This is a genomic window from Pseudoalteromonas sp. S1650, from assembly GCF_005887195.1.
GTDB lineage: Bacteria > Pseudomonadota > Gammaproteobacteria > Enterobacterales > Alteromonadaceae > Pseudoalteromonas > Pseudoalteromonas simplex.
In genome coordinates this window covers 71,079-89,811 of the sequence record NZ_PNDF01000023.1, presented here as the reverse complement: position 1 = coordinate 89,811, position 18,733 = coordinate 71,079, and the positions used below count along the sequence as shown (strand labels likewise).

The following is an 18,733-nucleotide window of genomic DNA, read 5'->3' as shown; positions in this document are numbered from 1 at the left end:
GATTGTTAAGATGTACGAAAGTTACAGGTTTCGTACATATGAAAGTTGGTTTTGCAAGAGTCTCAACTAAAGAGCAAGATTTAAATATTCAACTGTCCAAGTTGGACGCTCATGGCTGTGAAAAAATATTTCAAGGAAAACAGTCAGGTGCTTCCATTAGAAATGAAGAAAAGCTAAAGGAACTCATCGATTTTATCAGGGAGGGTGATGAGGTAATTGTTACTCGCCTTGATCGGCTAGGCCGATCATTAAAGTCTATTCTTGAGGCTATTGAAAGTATCCACAAAAAGGGGGCTTGTTTAAATATTATCGACGGCTCTCTCAATACTAAAAATGATAATCCGTTTGCCACCGCCATGATCAACCTATGTGGAGTATTCGCTCAACTTGAGCGGGATCTTATAAAAGCCAGAACCGCAGAAGGTCGCGAAGAAGCGAAGGCTAAAGGCAAACATATGGGTAGGTTGCCTGCTTTATCAGACAAACAAGCGAAAGAATTATATAAAGATAAATTAAATGGTGAATCGATCTCTGCATTAGCGAAGAAATATTCTGTTAGCCGCCCGACGGTTCATCGAACTATTGAAAGAATGGAACAAAAAAATAATAAACAAAAGGAGATGTTATGTGGTCTGATAAAGAGTCAAAAATTGACTTCTTAAACTTTAATGAAACGGCTGAGTCGATTAAAGATCTTATCACTGAAAAGGAATTAATGCCTATTAGTATAGGTGTCTTTGGTGATTGGGGCGCTGGAAAATCCACGATTCTTGAACTTACCAAAGCATCTTTGGAAACTGATGAACAAGAATATATCCAAGTGCATTTCGATGCATGGACTTTCCAAGGATACGATGACGCTAAAGCAGCGCTATTAGAAACAATTGCATCTACTTTAGTAAAAAAAGCAGCAGACGATAAAAATCTAAGTGCAAAAGCAATAGAGTTTGCTGGACGAATAGATAAGATCAGACTGATGGGACTGCTAATGAATGGTGGTGCAGCATTAGCTGGTATACCGACTATGGGTGGTATACAGAAGATCATGGGACTATTCAGTGGTGGTGACGATGGTGAACTTGATGTTGATGATGTAAAAGGTGCTGTCGATGGCGCTAAGGATGTTGCGAAGAAAAACAAAGGTTTGATCAAAGATAAGAAATCATTCTCACCTCCTAAAGAAATTAAAGAATTCCGAAAAGCATATTCTGATCTGTTAAAGGAGTTTGATAAGCCACTTATTGTCTATGTCGATAATTTAGATCGCTGCTCTCCATTTAATGCCATTTCAACACTTGAGGCGATCAGATTATTTCTATTTTTACCAAATACCGCATTTGTCATTGCCGCCGATGAAGACATGATCCGTTTGGCAGTACCTGAATATCACAAAGGTGCATCTCAACGACATCAAACTGATTATTTAGACAAGCTTATTCAAATTCCTGTGCATGTACCAAGGCCCGGTGTTCTTGAGATAAGGGCATATTTAATGATGCTCACCGCTCAAGACCACGGAGTGACAGATGCTCAGTTAGAAGCGATAAGATGTGCCCTTGAAGAATCATTAAGGCTTTCTTGGAAACAACCACAAATTACCGTTGATGAGCTTCTTCAGGATCACGATATCGAAAAGCATTCAGGACTCAGAAGCAAATTTGTAGTTGCTGAACAGTTAGCTCCACTATTAGCTGAATCCACAAACATTAACGGTAACCCTCGCATAGTTAAGCGATTACTCAATCAAGTTAAGATGAGAAAGAAAACGGCTCACCGTCGAGGAATGCAGCTTGACGAGAAAACTATCACTAAGCTGGTAATTTTTGAGAGGTGCTTAGGCACTCAGGCTACTAACAAGCTTTATGAATTAATTGATAAGGAAAACGGATATCCAAAAGTTTTAGCGGATCTCGAAAATTCAGAAGTTGAATTTGATGAAATAAAGTTACCTGAAGAGTGGAAACTCGACCTAGCTTTTATTGATAAATGGTCAAAATTACCTCCAATGTTTACTGAGATGGATTTGACCCCAGCGGCATACCTTAGCCGAGAAAGCATTCCAATGGGTGCTGTTAATGCGGTAATGTCGGGAGCTGCTCAAAAACTTGTAGAAGAATTAATGAAGCAAAAGGTAAGGGTCAGTGGCGTTAACTCTACTGCGATTACCACAACTCCGAAGGAAGAGTACATGTCAGTCATGGATGGTTTGATTGAAAACTTTAAGTTGATTGGTGATTGGACCGAAAAACCAACAGGCATCTATGGAGCCGTGTTACTTGCCAAGCAGGATGATAAATGTTGCTTAAGTCTTCTTACATTCTTAAAAAGCTTGCCTCGTCAAAGGTGGCTCAATCCAATCTTAAAAGAACTAGAGGGAATTAAGTAATATGGGTACGTCCGCATCGTCTACAGGACCGAATAACAAGAGTCCGCTAATTCCATCTTGGGCAGAGCAAGGAGATCCCGTCACAATAGAGCCTGCATCAGGTACTGATGGGGATGATCAAACTGGTTCTGATAACAATCAATCTGATGATCAGAATGACCATACCAACGATATTGACAATGACAAGGTTCAACAAGAAATCGGTGGTTCGCCAACAGCAACGCCACCTCCAAATAGGTTTGCCAGCGCCAGAAGAGCATTTGGTAAATATGCACAAACAGGTGGCTCAACCTCAGATCTAAGGCGTTCATTAAAAAGTTACTCTAGAAAAGGCTCTGGCGGAGGTAAAAGCACAAGCCGGAGACTAGCAAGCGGTATAACGGCTGGTTCTGGATTGCTTGGTGTCATGCGTGGCGACACCGTAACGGTTAATAATCAAAGCTTATCATTAGGTGATCTAACTGGGTTATCGACTGACCAAGCAATTGACAAAATTGCTAGTCATTTGGCACCTGATAATGCCGATTCGGATGCTGTAAGAGTTGCGTTGGATTACGCACTAGAAGAAGCACTCCCCGATACAGAAGAATTTGACCCAAACAGTTTTACTGACGAAGTTATTCAAGAAGCCATAGGCTGTTATTTAACAGATCTTATTTTTCAGGATGTGCTTGAAGGCATGGGCAGAGCTTGGTTTCATGTTGAGCCTGCAAGTAAGCATCATCAAATGGAAGTAGAATTAAGGGAATTAATAAAAGTGATCACACAAGAGCAGTTAGACAAAGTAACTAATGGCAACCCTAGTACTATTAGCAAGGAAAATATTACTAAAATTCAAGCTGATGCAATTGCAATGACAGTGGATGAATGGGAGAGTTTTGATGACTAATTTTTATTTTAACCATGACCCAGCTAACTTGCCTGATTTTTCTGAAGACTGTCATCCTGTCCAAATGTTTCACACGCATCAAAATGACATCACTAAGCACAGCTTGGTGTCAAAACAACTACTACAAACAGTTCGTGATTTAGGATTGCATGTAGATGCTGATGCAATAGATCTGATAACAATTGCAACCGCCGTTACCGCCGCTGATACATTTGAATTGAGGGATAATGCAGAAAATGCATGGGCTAGAAAAATGCATTTACATGTTCCTGTTACCGATGAGGATATGTGGAATACTGTTGAGCCTGAACTAAGTTCTTTGCTCAACTTTCTAACGGGCGATCAATGGCAGTTTACTTTTGAAAAAACAACTATGCCGATGCCGACTCCTAAAACAAGTGAGCAAGCGAAAGCAAAAGCAAAATCATTAATTGGACTCAACTCAGTCTGCCTTTTTTCAGGAGGTCTTGACAGCGCAGTTGGTGCAATTGACATTTTAAACGGAGAGTCAGCCTTAAAACCGCTTTTGGTTAGTCACGCTTATCGTGGTGATGGCGCAAAACAGGAAGATATTAAGCATTTATTATCCCCGCCATTCGGCGAATTGTCCTATTCAATGTCTCCTCATATTATCAAGCATTTAGAAGGTAAAACTGACATTAGCATGAGGGGAAGAAGCTTCAACTTCCTAGCTATGGCGGTACTTGGTATATCAGCCTTAAGAAATGCTAATTGCGATAGCAGTATTGAAACTATTGTCGTCCCTGAGAATGGCTATATTTCTATAAATCCACCGCTTACCAGAAGACGGATTGGTAGCCATAGTACTAGAACTACTCATCCTAATTTTCTAAGCAGGCTTGAATCTTTGCTTAGAGACACTGGGTTTCATGTCAAATTTGTAAACCCCTATCAATTCAAAACTAAAGGTGAAATGTTAGCGGAATGTGTTGATCAAGACGCAATTAGAAAAGCAGTTCCTCTGAGTGTTTCTTGTAGTCATTGGCACAGAGAGCATAAACAGTGTGGGCATTGTGTACCTTGCCTTATTCGAAGAGCGTCAGTTTTTCATGCTGGTTTTACACAAGATGCGCCATACAAGACAAAGCGGTTGAGAGGTCTTATTAAAGAAAAAGATACTCGCGATGATCTCCAAGCGGTTCAAACTGCCATTATCCGGTTGAAACAGACTGACAATTATCGTTCTTGGCTTCGAAAGTCAGGACCAATACCACAAGATAAAGATATACGAGAAAAACTAGAATCAACTATTAAGCGAGGATTAGCAGAGGTTGAATTATTTCTCCAAGCGGATAAATCATCATGATGGATCTTCATTGCCATGTTGATTTATATCCAGATCATAAAGAGGTATTGAACGACATAAAAAGCAGTAATTATTACGTGCTATCAGTAACTACGGTGCCTTCAGCTTTTGAAGGTACTGTTCAGTTAACAAGTGGCATAAAACACTGTAAAACGGCTTTGGGGCTTCACCCTCAACTTGCTCATTTAAGGAAAAATGAACTACCTCTATTCGATAAGCTAGTTGATAGAACTAGATATATTGGAGAAATTGGGCTGGATGGCTCAAAAGGTTATGCTGATTACTTTGATGATCAATTAGAGGTTTTCACGCATATTTTGAAAAAATGTGAAGACTTTGATAACAAAATACTAACTATCCATAGTCTTAATGCGACAGGTGAAGTACTTGAACAACTTAAGTTATACCCCAATGCTGGTACTTCTATTCTTCATTGGTTTTTAGGTACTAAGAAGCAAGTTCTAGAAGCCGTCGAGCTAGGCTGTTTCTTTTCTATTGGGCCAGCCATGCTTACTTCAGCCAGAGCTAAAAAAGTAATATCGTGGATACCTCAAGATAGGATTTTACTCGAAACTGATGGCCCTTTCGCCAAAGTGGCGGGGAATATTCTGTTTCCTTCAAGTGTTGGCACTGTTACTGAATATCTGGCTGAAATTTGGTGTAAAAATAAGGCTTCGATAATTGAGCAACTGTCAGCAAACCTTAGGTGTTTAACATCAGTCAAGTAACTAATTATACGTCACGTAATCTTATAACAATTTTATTCAGGTTTAATCGATTTGTTTGAAGTATTTGTATTAGCTATAGCACTCAGTATGGACGTGTTTGCAGTATCCATAGGCTTAGGTTCTAAAAAAGTAGCAAATGCTGAAAAACTCTTTATTAAAGCCGTTGCTTATTTTGGATTTTTCCAAGGCTTTATACCTCTTTTAGGCTATTACAGCGGTAAAGGATGATCATCTTGGATTGAAGATTATGCACCTTGGATAGCTTTTATTTTGCTATTATTTATCGGTGGCAAAAATGATTTATGAGTCCCAATCTGAAGGAATTGAAGAAGATATTGCTAATGTTACTCATCGTGTGCTATTTGTTCTTGCTATTGCCGCCAGTATTGATGCAATGGCGGCAGGTTATGCAATCACATTGCTTGAGGTAGACATAGCCGTAGCTTGCTTGATAATAGGCGTCACGACGTTTGCCTTTAGCTAGATTGGTGTGAATATCGGCGAAAGAAGTGGCGTATGGCTGGAGTCTAAAGCTGAACTATTTGGTGGTTTAGTGTTAATCGCAATCGCATTTAAGATATTACTTGGTTGGCACAGAACCACCGAATACTAGGCTACTTACCTGAGCAACATGCATTGCCTTCTTGAATAGGAGGACACTTAACTGTTCCATAAGAGCAGTAAACGCAACAATCACCTTTGAACGGTTTAAGTAGTGCTTTACAGCTTTCGCATTCGTAATACCATTGGCAAGCGTTTGTAGGCATGGTTTCAACTTTGCTAAATCCACATTCAGGGCAAGTTATCTTAGATTTTAATTCTATACCTTGCATACTGGTTCCTTAATGGGCTTAACAATATCTAAAATAGACATTACGACCATCCAAATGATCCCAAAGTAAAATAAGTAAGTGCTCCAGTCGTATTGCCATAAAGGATAAAGGGTCAGCAATACTGCAATTGGGCCAATGACACTTAAAATGCCTCTTAATGACTCTCGATGTTGATACCAATTATAGAAATTAACTAACAACGCTAGTGAAGCAAATAATGGCAATAAGGTGTTCACCGCTATCCCTTCAAAATGTGAAAGAAAACCTAACCCAAGCGCAGATGCCAATGAGCCGAGCGCAGGAAAACATGCTGTGCAACTAAGGGCGGCTAGCCAAACGCCACCAGAACCTACTTTATCTAGAATTTTATTGATCATAACTATCTACCTCAATTTTTAAGGTAGTATAAACTCCGTACATAAGTACGGGGTCAATAGCTATTTAAGTGAATTTATTACCGGGCAGGATTGAGGGTCTTGATTGGCCTTGCAAGAATCTGTCATATCTTGAATTACTTTCTCTAACCGCTGTAAATCAGCAATTTTATTACGGATGAGATTAAGTTTTTGCAATCCCATCGATTCTATATCAGCGCAACTGCTACTTAGTGACATCAGTGATTCAATTTCTTTCAGCGTAAACCCTAATGCTTTAGCTTTCAGAATAAATTTGAGTTGATTAGCGTGTGTCTCGTCATACTTTCGATAACCTGATTCGGGTTTTGGAGGCTGCTCTATTAAACCTTGGCGCTCATAAAAGCGGATCGTTTCAACATTGATATCTAAATCTTTTGCCAGTTTTCCAATGGTTCTCATAAACATACTCTTTAGAAGCAGAGACATCATTATACAATTAATGCGGATTGCCTAAACTCAATTTTATTGCATGAACGGGGTCGCTAAGCGTCCGCTTTGTAGAATTAAGTTCACATATCCAGATCACTCTGACCGTCTCTTGTTCGCTCTTGCTGCCTGTCAGGTGAAGTCTAAACCTAATCAACAAAACTGTAAGATGAGATATGAGCTACTACATCTAATCTATTGTTTCGTTGAAACTAATTCAATAATTTCACCAGTAGACGTATCCACTCTTATTTCTGTATGTTGCCCTGAGTGCTGAAGTTGATTTTTTAAATCAGCATTAATCAGTTTGAGCTTATCTATTTCAGCGTACATTTCTTGTAATCGCACCAGTAGCTTTTCAAAATCCTTATCGATTTCCTTAGGGTCAATCTCGTTTTTTTGCTTTTCTTTAGCAAGCTTGCTTTTTAGTTCGGCTACCTTTGTTCTGAGTTGTTTTATTAAATTATCTTTATTTTTTTCTTCCCAAGTTAATTGAGCTTTTTCAATATTTTCTCGTAACTTTACCCATTTTTCTTCTTCTTTAGATAGATTTGCAATATTTCTTTTAGCTCTCGTTGCTACTGCATTTTTGGTTATCTTGCTGCCATCAGATTTCATCTCTTCAAAAGCACGTTTTATATCATCGTATGCGCTACTCATGCTTGTTCTCCTTGGTTTGTATGCGCTTTGCCTTCATCTAATACATAGTCAGCTGCTGCTATATTATTTTTCCAGTGAATAGCAAATAGCTCGTAATCTTCTTGCTCTTCTTTGGTTAATGCCGCATATGCCTCTAGTTTCTGCGTTGCTTCTTTTTTTATTATTTGCCAATTGACCTTGTGGCGTTTGGTAATGATTTTACTACCACAATACACACAGCCACTAGGGATTCCTGCTCCTTTTATCTTGCAAGCTTCTCCCGCAGTGCAGTACCCCGTAGGTAAGCCACGTATGTTTTTAATATTTTTGACGAGAAATTTTTTCAGTTCTTCAATTGAACTGAAATGGATCTGCTTAATCACAGTCGAATCTTTACTTTGACTATCAGTAATACCTATTATCAGATCTTTAGATGTTTTATTAATTTGCTCACCAGCACCACCTTTAAGTGATTGTGACTCGGCTTCATCTATTAACTCTTCTGCAACACGGTCAATTAAAATCTCATTAAACTCTTCAGTAGTTTTAATTAAAGTTGTTGAGGCCAAAAATGCTCTTCGAGTATAAACAAACGTCATTAGGCTAGTTAAATGTTTAAATTGATATCTAATATCATCAAGCTCACCTAATTTATTGGCAATGACAAAGTAGGCCAACGTATGTCGAAACATGTGAGCGGTTAATCTAAACGTATCGCCTTCTTCGTATGGGACACCTCTATTCTCTCCTCTAACTTCTTTGTAGTTAGATTCAAGGCGTTCAAGCTCTGCTATATCATCATCGTCTAGAGTTAAGTCAAAAAGCTCAATGTTTTCACTGTTTTTAACCTCAAATTTTGTGAATCGCCCAGTATCGCTAAAACTAACACTACAGCTACTATGTGAAACCCCGAAAAGACGGTTTCTTTCTAACCCTTCTTTCAAATTGTGTGCTTGACTACTTGTTATATTGGCTCTGCATGAAGAAAGTACAGCTTTTGCCCTTTCTTGCATACCGATCACATATTTTTCGTAAATACCAACACACTCATGTACTTCAGCGTTTGAAAACCATTCCATCTCAACCTTACTGTTGTCGGTTTTGGTCATAATTGCCGTAATGTAATAAATATCATCTTTGTAATTGGCACAGCCAACCTTGCATGTAAGTACTTCGTTATATCTCATACCTGTATAGGCCAAGATATTAATGTATGTGGCTAATTTTAAATCTTCTAATTCTTCGGATAATTGAATGAATTCCTCTTCATTGGGTAAGTTTCTTACATGTTTTGCTATTAGCTCACCTGTATTCATTTTGGGCGGTGGTTCAATGGAGCCTTCATGTAAACTATCTATTAAGCGTGCATTTAATTCTAGCCATCGTTCTATCTTATCCTTAGAGTTTTCAACTATTTTTTCTGCAAACTTCAGAATTTTTTTCATTACTTTAGTAGGAATGACAGGGTGCGAATAAGTGACTGGTCTCGGATGGTGTAACTCGTTTAGTTGGTTAAGCACATCAATAAAAACACTACACACCTTAGGGCCAAAAAGACGAAAGCTTCGTTGCACGTCAAATAGTTTAGTAAATGAGTGTGATTGTCTGTAAATAGCTATTTTCCCGACTTCATATAAATAGTCTTTTATGAGATTCCTAATAACTAAGTCAGATTTGAACTCCAACTCATGAAATGAGTGATAACCTCTTTGTCTTAAGAAGGCTGCAATTAAATTTAGATACGTTACATCATTTTGAAGTGTAGAGATTTTTAGAGGTTTACCGCCTACAACATCACCATGTGTGAGTTTAATTAGTGAATAAATTCGAATTTGATATGCTAATTCATCAACACCTTTAAAATTCACATTTCTTTGCGTTTCTTCATAGCTTATCCAAGTGTCATCGCCAAAGTGAATAGTGCCATGTTTAGCAATATTCAATGCTCTGTTTTCCCACAAAGCAATCGAATTAAAAGCGCTAGTATCATCAACTTTAAAATCTTCTAACACCTGAACCAAAGGTTTTATAGTGATTTGACCTGTATGTGTTTTTACAACAGCGATATCAAGTAGTTTTGTTTTAGTTATCTCTTTGGTCATAGCAAACCTGTGTTTTTCCAATGAGGATGAATACCCTCTGTTCTCAATAATTCTTTTCCATCAATCACAGCTTGAGCATTAAGCTTGGCAATATCAGTTAATATTTCGTTAACTCTATTTTTCAACTGCTCTATGTTTTCCAGTTGCTCTGTTACAGAGTCAAATGTTGCGGCTGAGTTTTCCATATCAGCAACAACAAAATCCCGGTATGACAAAAGTTTCCAAACATGCAATGCGTCAGCAACACAGCGATAGAACGGACACCACAAGCATGCGTTAAAGTCGGCACATGCATGCTCGTTTGTATCTCGCTGGTCTAATAATTTCCTGTTTTGAGATTCGAATGCCACTACTGCGGATTTATCTTTTGAGTTAATGCATGTGCCATTCGGGACTTTTTTACCGTCTTCTGGTGGAGTCTGCAAAATGATTACTTTGTCGGTAACATCGCGAACAAAATAGTCTGCCATTGTTTTTGTCGCTCTGTTGATTGTCATTGCAACATCTTTGTTATCTTGCATTAAATAATGACGCAAGAACGTTTCATAAGAGTGCTTGCCAGCTTTTTGATACCACTTAAATTCTTTGGCAACTTTTCGGTAAATGTAGTTAAGCCCTGATTTTCTGATCTTTTGCGAATTAAATACGATATCACACCCAAGCTCAGTCAATATCCTATCTATAGAGGTCTTGAAACGTGATGCTGTTAATAATTGAATCTTTACTTCTCCAATACTATTTACTTTGGGAAAAACAAAAATTCTTTTTGATAGGTTCTCAATAGAAGGGCGGTAAATAGACGTAAGTCTAGTCGCAGCCTTAATATCAAATATTACTGGTTCGACAACGTCGCCGTATAAGACGCCTTCTTTTTCTAGATCTTCGGCTTTAATTTCAAATTTATGCCATTGAGTTTGATAATTAGCTCGGCGTTTAAATAAACGAAGAGCAGGAGTTTTACTTGAATGTAATGGCGTGTTAAAGAAAAATAAGTCGTCAGTATCAAGCTCTAGCGTAGGAGTTGAATTCCAACCAGTTTTCAATATGACTTTTGCTGCATAAAGTGTAACTTTGTCTTTAATTGTGAGTAAGGTCTCAGAAAGCCCTTTTTCTATGTAATATGCTAATTCTACTACTTCTCTATATGAGTAGAGTTTATCTTGATTCTGAGATAGTTGCTCTTGATGTTGTGCAGTTAATTCGGTGTTGACCGGAAAGCTTTTAATAGTATCTAGACCATAAAACGATAGTAATTTGTCGATAGCGCTCTGATATTGATTACCAACAAAAACCGACAAATCGCCTTGTTTTGATTTTAGTTGAATTGCCTCTCTTATAGCCTTTAGTATCTCACAGTTATTTTCAACAAAAGCATGAACCCCATGACTGGCAATAAGCTTCATTTGTTCATCTGTTAATGATGATGCATTTTCTTTCAATGCTCTAGCCATACTACCTATGTAACCTTTGAGAGTGACGATACCTATGCTCTCGCCATCAATTCGCTTTGTAAAAACTTTATGGTATTCGACTAGGTTTTGATAAAATTTATAGGCATTGTCATATACCCACTCATGCTTCTGCCATTCGGTAGTGTCACTTTCTTTAAGGTAATAGCCCAATGAGTAGGGTAATAAACTTTCCTTTGCGATTTTTTCACCCGTAACAAAGTGGTAAAGGTCCAATGCAGCGTTTAGTAGCAGTAAAAACTGCTGGTTATTTTGAGTTTCTTCTTGGTAATGCTTATAAAGGTATTTAAATCCCTGAAGGCCATTTTCTGCAAACCCTTGAATTCCACGCTCACTAAGCAGCTTAATTATTGGTGATGCTACGCTACCAGCACTATTCAACCACCTTGGAAATGATAAAGTTGAGGATCTAACTCTTGTTGTATTAGCTTCCGAAGCGCTTGCTATCTGATTTTTCAAAAAAGCATCAACTTCATTGCCAAATTTGGATGATATGCTTTGTGCATACCCTATTACTTCGGCTTCAGTTTTAAATTGATTGACTCTAGCTTTACCCCACACATCGGGTAGTATAAATTTTAAAAAAGTACGGAAGTTGTGATTGCATATAAATGATGAAACGAATTCCCTATCCTGTAATGTTGCCAATAATGGCAGTTTGACGCGTTCAGTATTCTTAAAAGTATCATGTAGACAAAGATTTATAATAGCTGTCGCAGTTTTGAGGATATTGTCCCTAATAGAAGAATCTTTGAGGCTTAATTCTGGAAGGACGAGATAGTCCAGATATTTATTTAGTAATTTACGAATCTCTTTTACTTGATGGAATTCAAGTTCGAATAATTTAGTTATGTCGATTGAAGTAGCCCCATTTACTAGCCTAAAAGGAGCGTTGATAGCGTTATCATAAAAATGAAACTTAGCTAAGTTTTCTAAGGCTTCTTCTATACGAGTAGCATAACTAGGTAGCTTGACATCATTTATTTCATTAATGCAAAAGTATTCCAGTTCTTGCCAAATTTCAAAGTCTGATAGAGCATTTAATCCCGAAGTTTGAATTGATGTCGCAGTATCTGTACTAACCTTATTAAGGGCTAGAGGAAGAGTATGTTGTAAACTGACACAAGCATTCCGCAAGCGACTCATTGAAATAGCAGTGTCGTCATCTGCGCTAATATTGTTTTCTTTGTCATATGCCCTGTTAAATAAAACGTCTAACTGTTTGGCTAGAACAATTGAATGAGGTTTAAATCTAGCAGGAATACGATTGGACTTCCGCGTTTTAACTTGCTGCTGCATCTTCAGCCTCACGCATCAGTAATTCGTCAACATCACCGTAGATATCTTTCACCCACTCTGACATTGCTCCGTATGCATCCACTGCTACACTTTTGGCAAAGTCGATGTAACGTTTGGTTGTTTTAAAACTTTCGTGACTCATCAAGGTCATTAGTGTCTGTCTGATGGAACTCTCCGATTCACCTTTGTCAATTAGGTATTTAGCGACATAAGTAGCAAAGGTAGCGCGTAAGTCATGGAATGTGCGTAATAGTATTTCTAATCCCTGCTTCCTTTGTTCTTTTCTAACTATGGAAATAGTATTCCCCGGTGTATCTTCGCTTATCCGCGATCCTGAACTATTCATAAACAAAGGAAGCGGATGTTCACTATTGTCCATACCATGATTAGTCTCATGTTTGGTACGTCGCTTCATATTTTGAATTGTCAAAGTGTGATTGTACAAAAGCTTCATTAGAACTCGCGCTATTGTTAATCTCACTGGCTTATGTCCTTTTCGTACAATGTTCAATTTTGGAATACGTTTCTCGTTTTCTTTTTCATCAGGATCAAAAAGGTCTTTCTGGTCGATGGCTGAAATCTCAAAAGAACGAAGTCCACCTAGCAAAGCACATTGCAAATAAAGCTTATAAGTCTCTTTTTGAGCCGTATCCGTCTCCAGCAACTGTTTAAGTTCTTTTGGAGAATATGGTTGTAGATCTTTTTCGGGTGAGTCTTCCTTTTGTTTCAATGTATTTGGAATGCTCAAATTACTAACCCACTTCCATAAGCCTCCAGAACGTGTGTTGCTAGTAGGTAATTGAAACAATGAACTTACACTTGATTTAGCTTTCGATTTAATACGTACCTGTTTGTATTCAAGTGAGAAGGGGAGGCTATCTATAGCCCCGCGCTTATGGCTCCATATATAGAATGCTTTAACAGCTCTAATTCGTTCTTGAGCGCTGTTAAAGCTTATGCGTTTAGACTTATCTTTGGTTTCGACTCTTTCACATAAATGTTTGTGATATCTCCACACAGGTAACCTAGAAATATCATCATCTACAGATTGTTTTGAAAGTGGTGCAGCTATTACTTCAAAATAGGATGCATCATCTTTATCCAACCAATCTAAGAAAGCTTTTAAGTGCTTAGCTATACTGCAAACAGACTTAACATCTAATGGCTTTCCCGGTTGGCTGGCATGATAAGCGTCACTAAAAGCCTCATTGTCTATTTGATTCTTTTTGAGACTGAAATGACCTTCAAAGCGGTGCATTAAAAATAAGTTCATTTCTTGGCATTCGGTGAAGCGAGTCGGGTGATATAGCACTGGAAAATTAGGTTCTATTTTATCGTGCCTATATGAGTGAGTTCTGATGCCTTTTTCAGTCTTAATAGGTTGCCCTGATTTATCGAGATGAAAAGACATTCCTTTTCCAAAGTTGACTGATGTTTTAATTATTTTAGTTTTTGTTGTATTTCGAAGTATCATTTTCGTTCACCTTTGATTCTTAGCTAGAGTATGTGTGTAAAAGCTTTTTTGTTCAAGTTTATTAAGGGTATGATAGTATTATATCAATTCGGGGGTGATTTTGGATGAAAGTCAAAACTTAACTGCTTCACAACTGAAAACCATTATCACTCGCTGCGGCGAAGGCACTAAACTCATTTGCTCAGGTAACCTAGCGCAAATTGATAGTAATTACCTCACGCCAGTCACCTCAGGCTTAACTTATATTGTTGAACGTTTTAAAGATTTTCAGGGCAGTGCCACCGTTAACTTAAACGGTGTGGTACGTAGTCGCTTAGCCAGCTTTGCTGAAGAAAATTTATAACTTGCCAGTATTCCTATGCCTCGTTAACCTAGCTTTATCGAGGTAAGGTACTTATAAGCCAGTGAATTTTTTACCGTTAAAGCATTACTATCGCTCTTTAGCAGTGGCACTTATTGTGCCGCTGTTAGTGGCGTTTTTTTTGTGTTTACACCTATATAATTTAAAACTTGAGCGGGCGATAGAAAGCAGGCAAAGCGGGTTTAATAATATATCCGCTCAGCTTAGCCATGCGATGAGTGCCGCAGATGGTCTTATAGACACCATGTTCAAGCTTTACGAGCAGCCACTTTCTTATGATTTTGATCCAAGTTGGGCACGCAATGTGAATCAATATGATCACTATTACTACCAAAGTGTTGGCGATGGAGTGGGGGAGATAGTCGGGCAAGGAAAGTTTGCCTCAACCGCTTATGCAATTAATCAATGGCGGCGAGTTATCGCCCTTGGCCCCTCTTTTAATACTACCCTGTCACTTGTTCAATCTTTAGAGGCGGTTGCTTATGTTAATGAGCAAGGTTTTGTTTATATTAAGCGCCGCAACACAGCAAAAAGTGAATTATTGACCAGTGTGTTAGATAACAAATTTAGGCCTCAATTAGTTAATAGTAATAAGCTTTCCTCAAGCTCTGTGTTGACAATTAATGGCCATGCTTATTTTGCAATTGGTAAGCAGCGAGCAGCCAATAGTCGTGATTACATCGTGCTGATTTATGATCTTAAAGCAATTTCTAGCTGGTTAAAGAAAATAGCGCCTAACTATGGTGAGTATATTTTTATCAACCAAGATAACCAAGTTATTGCCAGCTCAAAAACAGCGCTTAACACTGCCATCAGTGCCAGCGAACATTGGCCGAATGTTGCTGTCGATATGCGAAAGAATAACCACAGCCATTTAGTGCAAGAAGCAACAAATTTACCCATTTACACTCGTTTCTATGAATCAAAGCAGGCCCTGAGTGAACCTATTGGTTACGACATCTTTTTAGAATTCGCGTTTTTGAGTGTGTTTTTAGTGATGATGTTCAGCGCTGTTTTTTGGCTGAGTCAACGTATTTTTGTAAAACCAATGACGCACTTAATGAATTACCTTGAGCAGCATGATGAAGGTAAACAAGCGTTAGTTCATTATCGTATTCCTGTCGATTGGCAGCCTTGGTTCAGCCGTGTAAAACGAGTGTTTAGCCGCAATGAAGAGCTCGTCCAATCATTACAAGAGGCGAATAAAGCGCTTGATTCTCAGGTACAGGTAAAGTCAAAACAATTGCGTCGTAGTATTGATGCGAAAGAACGTCACTTAGCGTTATTAAATACCATGCTCAATAACGTGCCGGATCTTATTTATTTTAAGAATATTGATGGCTCGTTTTTAGGCTGTAATAAAGCGTATGAAGGCTATATTGGTTTGCCACAAGAGAAGTTAGTAGGCCAGCAATTATGTGATATTAGTGATGATAACGGCGAGTTAAATGAACTTGAGAAGCAGGTTTTAAGAGACAAAAAAACGTATCAAACTCGTCTTTCAAATTATGAGAAAACTTACCTTTTTAGCATTGTGCCATTTTACAACGAGCACCAGCAATTTCTTGGTACCATGGCGATTGGTCGTGATATTACCGAGCAGTATAATGCACTGAATGCACTACAAAGCTCCGAAGCGAAATTGCGCAGTGCAATGGAGTACGCAGCGAATGGGGTGCTTCTGGTATCACTTGAAGATCAAGTGCTGCAAGCAAATAAAGCGGCACGAAAAATCTTTGCAATTGAAAACGTTAATGGCCTCGAGTTGACAAACTTATTTGCTGAGCAGTCTTATCAGACGTTGAAAAATACTCTGACAGAGCTGCTGCATGAGAAGAAAAAAGTTTATCACTTTAGTCTTGAGCAGCAAGAACAGCAGCGCTGGCTGCAAATTAGTGTGTCCCTAGTTTGGAATGCCGAGCAAACACCAGATTATTATGTTGTTCATGTACAGGATGTGACGGATTTAGTGCAAGCAAAAGATGATGCAGAGCGGGCAACGCTCGCTAAAAGCCGCTTTATTGCTAATCTAAGTCATGAAATACGCACACCACTCAATGCAGTACTAGGCTTAATTGATGTTATTGCATTGCAAGGGCTAACTGAGCATCAGCGCACTCATGCAGAGCAGGCAAAAACAGCAGCTAATAGTTTACTGACGCTTTTAAATCGAATGCTTGATTTTGCACGTGCCGAAAGTGCTCAACTGGAAATGAATAAAGCGCCTATGAGTTTATCTGATCTAATTGATTTTAGTCGAGGCGTGATCACTCCCTTATGCACAAATAAAGGCATTGATTTTATCATTTACCGTGACGAGAACATCAACGAATTCTTAATTGGCGACCAAATTTGTTTGCAGCAAGTATTAGCCAATTTATTGACAAATGCAGCCAAGTTTACTGAACAAGGCACAATAACTCTGTGTTTAGAGCTGATTGAAGAGTCTTTAGAGCAGCAACTAATTTGTTTTACAGTTAAAGATACAGGTATAGGTATAAATAAGGCTGATCAAGGGCGGTTATTTGATGCTTTTACGCAAGGAGATGAGTCTTTAACACGCTCTCATCAGGGGGTCGGTTTAGGTTTAGCGATTGTTAAATATGAAGTCGCTTTAATGGGCGGAGAGATAAAACTTGATAGTGAAAAAGGCAAAGGCAGCAAATTTAGTTTTTGCTTACAGCTAGATAAAGCATCAGGACCTACAAAAAGAGAATTAGTTTGTTTGCCTTCGAGTACAGACTTATCTGGACTTTTAGTACTTGCAGTTGATGATAATCCGCTTAATTTGAGCATCATTAAGAGTATTTTGGAGCAAATAGATATTACTGTCATTTGTGCTCTAAATGGTAAAAAAGGTATAGAAATTGCTAAAGAGATCAAACCTGACGTAATTTTTATGGATATTCAAATGCCTGTGATGGATGGTTGCCAAGCGACGCGAATTATTCGTCAATTATACACCAAAGAGCAAATGCCGATATACGCGCTTACCGCTCATAGTGAGGCTGCAGATATTGAGCATTCAATTGCGGCAGGAATGAATAAACACCTAACTAAACCTATTGTTGCGAGTAAATTGTTTTTAGCAATGAGTGAGCTTAAAAACTCAAAAGAAGCTTTTTTTGATAAGGTTTTTATCTTATCTCAGTTTGGAAATGATAATAAGTTAGTATTAACTATGTTGTCGAAGTTTGCGACTATGGCAGCAGAGCAGTTAATACAAATTTCTACATTAAAGACTACCGACGAGTTGATCCGCGTGGTGCATAATGTGAAAGGATCGGCTGGTAACCTTGGGTTTAAACGATTGTCAGCGTGCGCTCAGCATTGCGAGGCTACACTAAAAGCTAAAGGTGAACTTTCCGAACAATTAATTGATGAGTTGCAATGCCTAATAAAACAGGTTATTGCCTTTATCATCGAACAAGGATCTACTGATGTTGAAAAGAGCCAAGGTACTGATTGTTGATGACGATCCGTTAAACCGCTTGGTATTAGAAAAAACATTACAGCAAGACTATGATGTTTTTTGTGTTGAGAGTGGCGAAAAAGCACTGACGTTTCTAAAAACACAAAGTGTGGATCTGTTGATCTTGGATATTGTAATGCCAGGAATCGACGGCTATGAAGTACTCAACAAATTAAAAGAAAACGCAACGACAAGCATGCTACCGGTAATCTTTATCTCGGCAAATACTAGCCATGATGATGAAGCTAAAGGGTTAGAATTAGGGGCGATGGATTACATCACCAAACCTTTTAGTGCAGCGATCGTTCGTGCACGTGTGCGCAATCAATTAATGATCAAACAAAAAAATGACTTGCTTGAAATGCTCGCCTCAATTGATGGCCTAACAGAGATCCCAAACCGACGTTATTTAGATGAAAACTTAGCGCGAGAGTGGCGTCGTTGTCGTCGTGATCAAACACCATTATCAGTATTATTAATGGATGTTGATCACTTTAAACGTTACAACGATTGTTATGGTCACCGAGCAGGCGATGATTGTTTAAAACAAATTGCTCATGCCTTAGTTGGAGCATGTGAGCGAGGTAGTGACTTTGTTGCTCGTTATGGCGGTGAAGAGTTTGCAGCAGTACTTCCAAATACCTCTGCAAAAGAAGCTATGTCGTTTGCAAACAAATTACGTAATGCCGTTAATGAGTTAAATATTCCGCATAAAGCGTCACTAAATGCCGACCATGTCACAATTAGTATTGGTATTGCGACCACGGAAAATGGCCAGGTGTATGCAGAGCAAACATTACTTGAAGAAGCTGATTTAGGTCTTTATCAGGCAAAAGATGCTGGGCGTGATCAGATAGTATCGAGAATGATAGCTATGAGTGAACATAAGTAGGCAATAGCTGCCTACTTACA

The 18,733-nt window shown here is 38.5% G+C and carries 14 protein-coding genes and 2 pseudogenes; 9 read left to right on the top strand and 7 right to left on the bottom strand.

Annotated features, from left to right (window positions below):
• Positions 1-38: 38 nt before the first annotated feature.
• The 6 genes and pseudogenes from CWB80_RS08165 to CWB80_RS08140 all read left to right on the top strand — a co-directional run bounded on the left by CWB80_RS08165 (position 39) and on the right by CWB80_RS08140 (position 5,943).
• Positions 39-662 carry a recombinase family protein gene (locus CWB80_RS08165; RefSeq protein WP_016708228.1) on the top strand — a complete coding sequence of 208 codons (624 nt, stop codon included), beginning with the start codon at positions 39-41 and terminating at the stop codon, positions 660-662.
• A complete protein-coding gene (locus CWB80_RS08160) occupies positions 626-2,386 on the top strand; it encodes a KAP family P-loop NTPase fold protein (RefSeq protein ID WP_016708227.1) in 1,761 nt (586 codons plus the stop codon). Before CWB80_RS08165 ends, CWB80_RS08160 begins: the two co-directional genes overlap by 37 nt.
• Before the next feature lies 1 nt (position 2,387).
• Complete coding sequence (locus CWB80_RS08155; protein ID WP_138598875.1) at positions 2,388-3,275, top strand: Qat anti-phage system associated protein QatB; 888 nt, start codon at positions 2,388-2,390, stop codon at positions 3,273-3,275.
• The gene (gene qatC / locus CWB80_RS08150) at positions 3,268-4,602 is read left to right on the top strand and encodes a Qat anti-phage system QueC-like protein QatC (protein WP_016708225.1); all 1,335 of its coding nucleotides are present in this window, start codon (positions 3,268-3,270) and stop codon (positions 4,600-4,602) included. Before CWB80_RS08155 ends, qatC begins: the two co-directional genes overlap by 8 nt.
• Positions 4,599-5,330, top strand: coding sequence for a Qat anti-phage system TatD family nuclease QatD (gene qatD / locus CWB80_RS08145; protein ID WP_016708224.1), 732 nt, complete (start codon positions 4,599-4,601; stop codon positions 5,328-5,330). The genes qatC and qatD overlap by 4 nt, the downstream gene beginning before the upstream one ends.
• A gap of 51 nt (positions 5,331-5,381) precedes the next feature.
• Positions 5,382-5,943, top strand: a pseudogene (locus tag CWB80_RS08140) (manganese efflux pump MntP).
• A 1-nt stretch (position 5,944) separates the two neighbouring features.
• Here the strand turns inward: CWB80_RS08140 and CWB80_RS22900 are convergent.
• The 7 genes from CWB80_RS22900 to CWB80_RS08105 form a co-directional block, all read right to left on the bottom strand.
• A complete protein-coding gene (locus tag CWB80_RS22900; protein WP_062566147.1) occupies positions 5,945-6,163 on the bottom strand; it encodes a GDCCVxC domain-containing (seleno)protein in 219 nt (72 codons plus the stop codon).
• Entirely contained in the window at positions 6,151-6,540 is a 390-nt protein-coding gene (gene merC, locus CWB80_RS08130; protein ID WP_016708222.1) for an organomercurial transporter MerC, read from the bottom strand. Before merC ends, CWB80_RS22900 begins: the two co-directional genes overlap by 13 nt.
• A gap of 60 nt (positions 6,541-6,600) precedes the next feature.
• Positions 6,601-6,978 carry a MerR family transcriptional regulator gene (locus CWB80_RS08125; RefSeq protein ID WP_016708221.1) on the bottom strand — a complete coding sequence of 126 codons (378 nt, stop codon included), beginning with the start codon at positions 6,976-6,978 and terminating at the stop codon, positions 6,601-6,603.
• Positions 6,979-7,200: 222 nt separating this feature from the next.
• On the bottom strand, positions 7,201-7,665 hold the full coding sequence (locus tag CWB80_RS08120) for a hypothetical protein (RefSeq protein WP_016708220.1): 465 nt from the start codon (positions 7,663-7,665) through the stop codon (positions 7,201-7,203).
• Positions 7,662-9,746 (bottom strand): site-specific integrase, encoded by a 2,085-nt coding sequence (locus tag CWB80_RS08115; RefSeq protein WP_016708219.1) that lies wholly within the window; start codon positions 9,744-9,746, stop codon positions 7,662-7,664. The genes CWB80_RS08120 and CWB80_RS08115 overlap by 4 nt, the downstream gene beginning before the upstream one ends.
• A complete protein-coding gene (locus tag CWB80_RS08110) occupies positions 9,743-12,514 on the bottom strand; it encodes a hypothetical protein (protein ID WP_074988938.1) in 2,772 nt (923 codons plus the stop codon). Before CWB80_RS08110 ends, CWB80_RS08115 begins: the two co-directional genes overlap by 4 nt.
• Complete coding sequence (locus tag CWB80_RS08105; protein WP_016708217.1) at positions 12,498-13,988, bottom strand: tyrosine-type recombinase/integrase; 1,491 nt, start codon at positions 13,986-13,988, stop codon at positions 12,498-12,500. The genes CWB80_RS08110 and CWB80_RS08105 overlap by 17 nt, the downstream gene beginning before the upstream one ends.
• Before the next feature lie 85 nt (positions 13,989-14,073).
• Between CWB80_RS08105 and CWB80_RS08100 the strand changes: the two are divergent.
• The 3 genes and pseudogenes from CWB80_RS08100 to CWB80_RS08090 all read left to right on the top strand — a co-directional run.
• Positions 14,074-14,331, top strand: a pseudogene (locus tag CWB80_RS08100) (PhoH family protein); the annotation flags it as partial.
• Positions 14,332-14,392: 61 nt separating this feature from the next.
• The gene (locus CWB80_RS08095) at positions 14,393-17,821 is read left to right on the top strand and encodes an ATP-binding protein (protein WP_138598876.1); all 3,429 of its coding nucleotides are present in this window, start codon (positions 14,393-14,395) and stop codon (positions 17,819-17,821) included.
• The gene (locus CWB80_RS08090; RefSeq protein WP_054552684.1) at positions 17,790-18,713 is read left to right on the top strand and encodes a GGDEF domain-containing response regulator; all 924 of its coding nucleotides are present in this window, start codon (positions 17,790-17,792) and stop codon (positions 18,711-18,713) included. Before CWB80_RS08095 ends, CWB80_RS08090 begins: the two co-directional genes overlap by 32 nt.
• Positions 18,714-18,733 lie beyond the last annotated feature (20 nt).

Excerpts from the sequence above, each read along its gene's own strand:
- CWB80_RS08165 (WP_016708228.1), top strand. The coding sequence starts at position 39 with ATGAAAGTTGGTTTTGCAAGAGTCTCAACTAAAGAGCAAGATTTAAAT.
- CWB80_RS08160 (WP_016708227.1), top strand. The coding sequence starts at position 626 with ATGTGGTCTGATAAAGAGTCAAAAATTGACTTCTTAAACTTTAATGAA.
- CWB80_RS08155 (WP_138598875.1), top strand. The coding sequence starts at position 2,388 with ATGGGTACGTCCGCATCGTCTACAGGACCGAATAACAAGAGTCCGCTA.
- qatC (WP_016708225.1), top strand. The coding sequence starts at position 3,268 with ATGACTAATTTTTATTTTAACCATGACCCAGCTAACTTGCCTGATTTT.
- qatD (WP_016708224.1), top strand. The coding sequence starts at position 4,599 with ATGATGGATCTTCATTGCCATGTTGATTTATATCCAGATCATAAAGAG.
- CWB80_RS22900 (WP_062566147.1), bottom strand. The coding sequence starts at position 6,163 with ATGCAAGGTATAGAATTAAAATCTAAGATAACTTGCCCTGAATGTGGA.
- merC (WP_016708222.1), bottom strand. The coding sequence starts at position 6,540 with ATGATCAATAAAATTCTAGATAAAGTAGGTTCTGGTGGCGTTTGGCTA.
- CWB80_RS08125 (WP_016708221.1), bottom strand. The coding sequence starts at position 6,978 with ATGAGAACCATTGGAAAACTGGCAAAAGATTTAGATATCAATGTTGAA.
- CWB80_RS08120 (WP_016708220.1), bottom strand. The coding sequence starts at position 7,665 with ATGAGTAGCGCATACGATGATATAAAACGTGCTTTTGAAGAGATGAAA.
- CWB80_RS08115 (WP_016708219.1), bottom strand. The coding sequence starts at position 9,746 with ATGACCAAAGAGATAACTAAAACAAAACTACTTGATATCGCTGTTGTA.
- CWB80_RS08110 (WP_074988938.1), bottom strand. The coding sequence starts at position 12,514 with ATGCAGCAGCAAGTTAAAACGCGGAAGTCCAATCGTATTCCTGCTAGA.
- CWB80_RS08105 (WP_016708217.1), bottom strand. The coding sequence starts at position 13,988 with ATGATACTTCGAAATACAACAAAAACTAAAATAATTAAAACATCAGTC.
- CWB80_RS08090 (WP_054552684.1), top strand. The coding sequence starts at position 17,790 with ATGTTGAAAAGAGCCAAGGTACTGATTGTTGATGACGATCCGTTAAAC.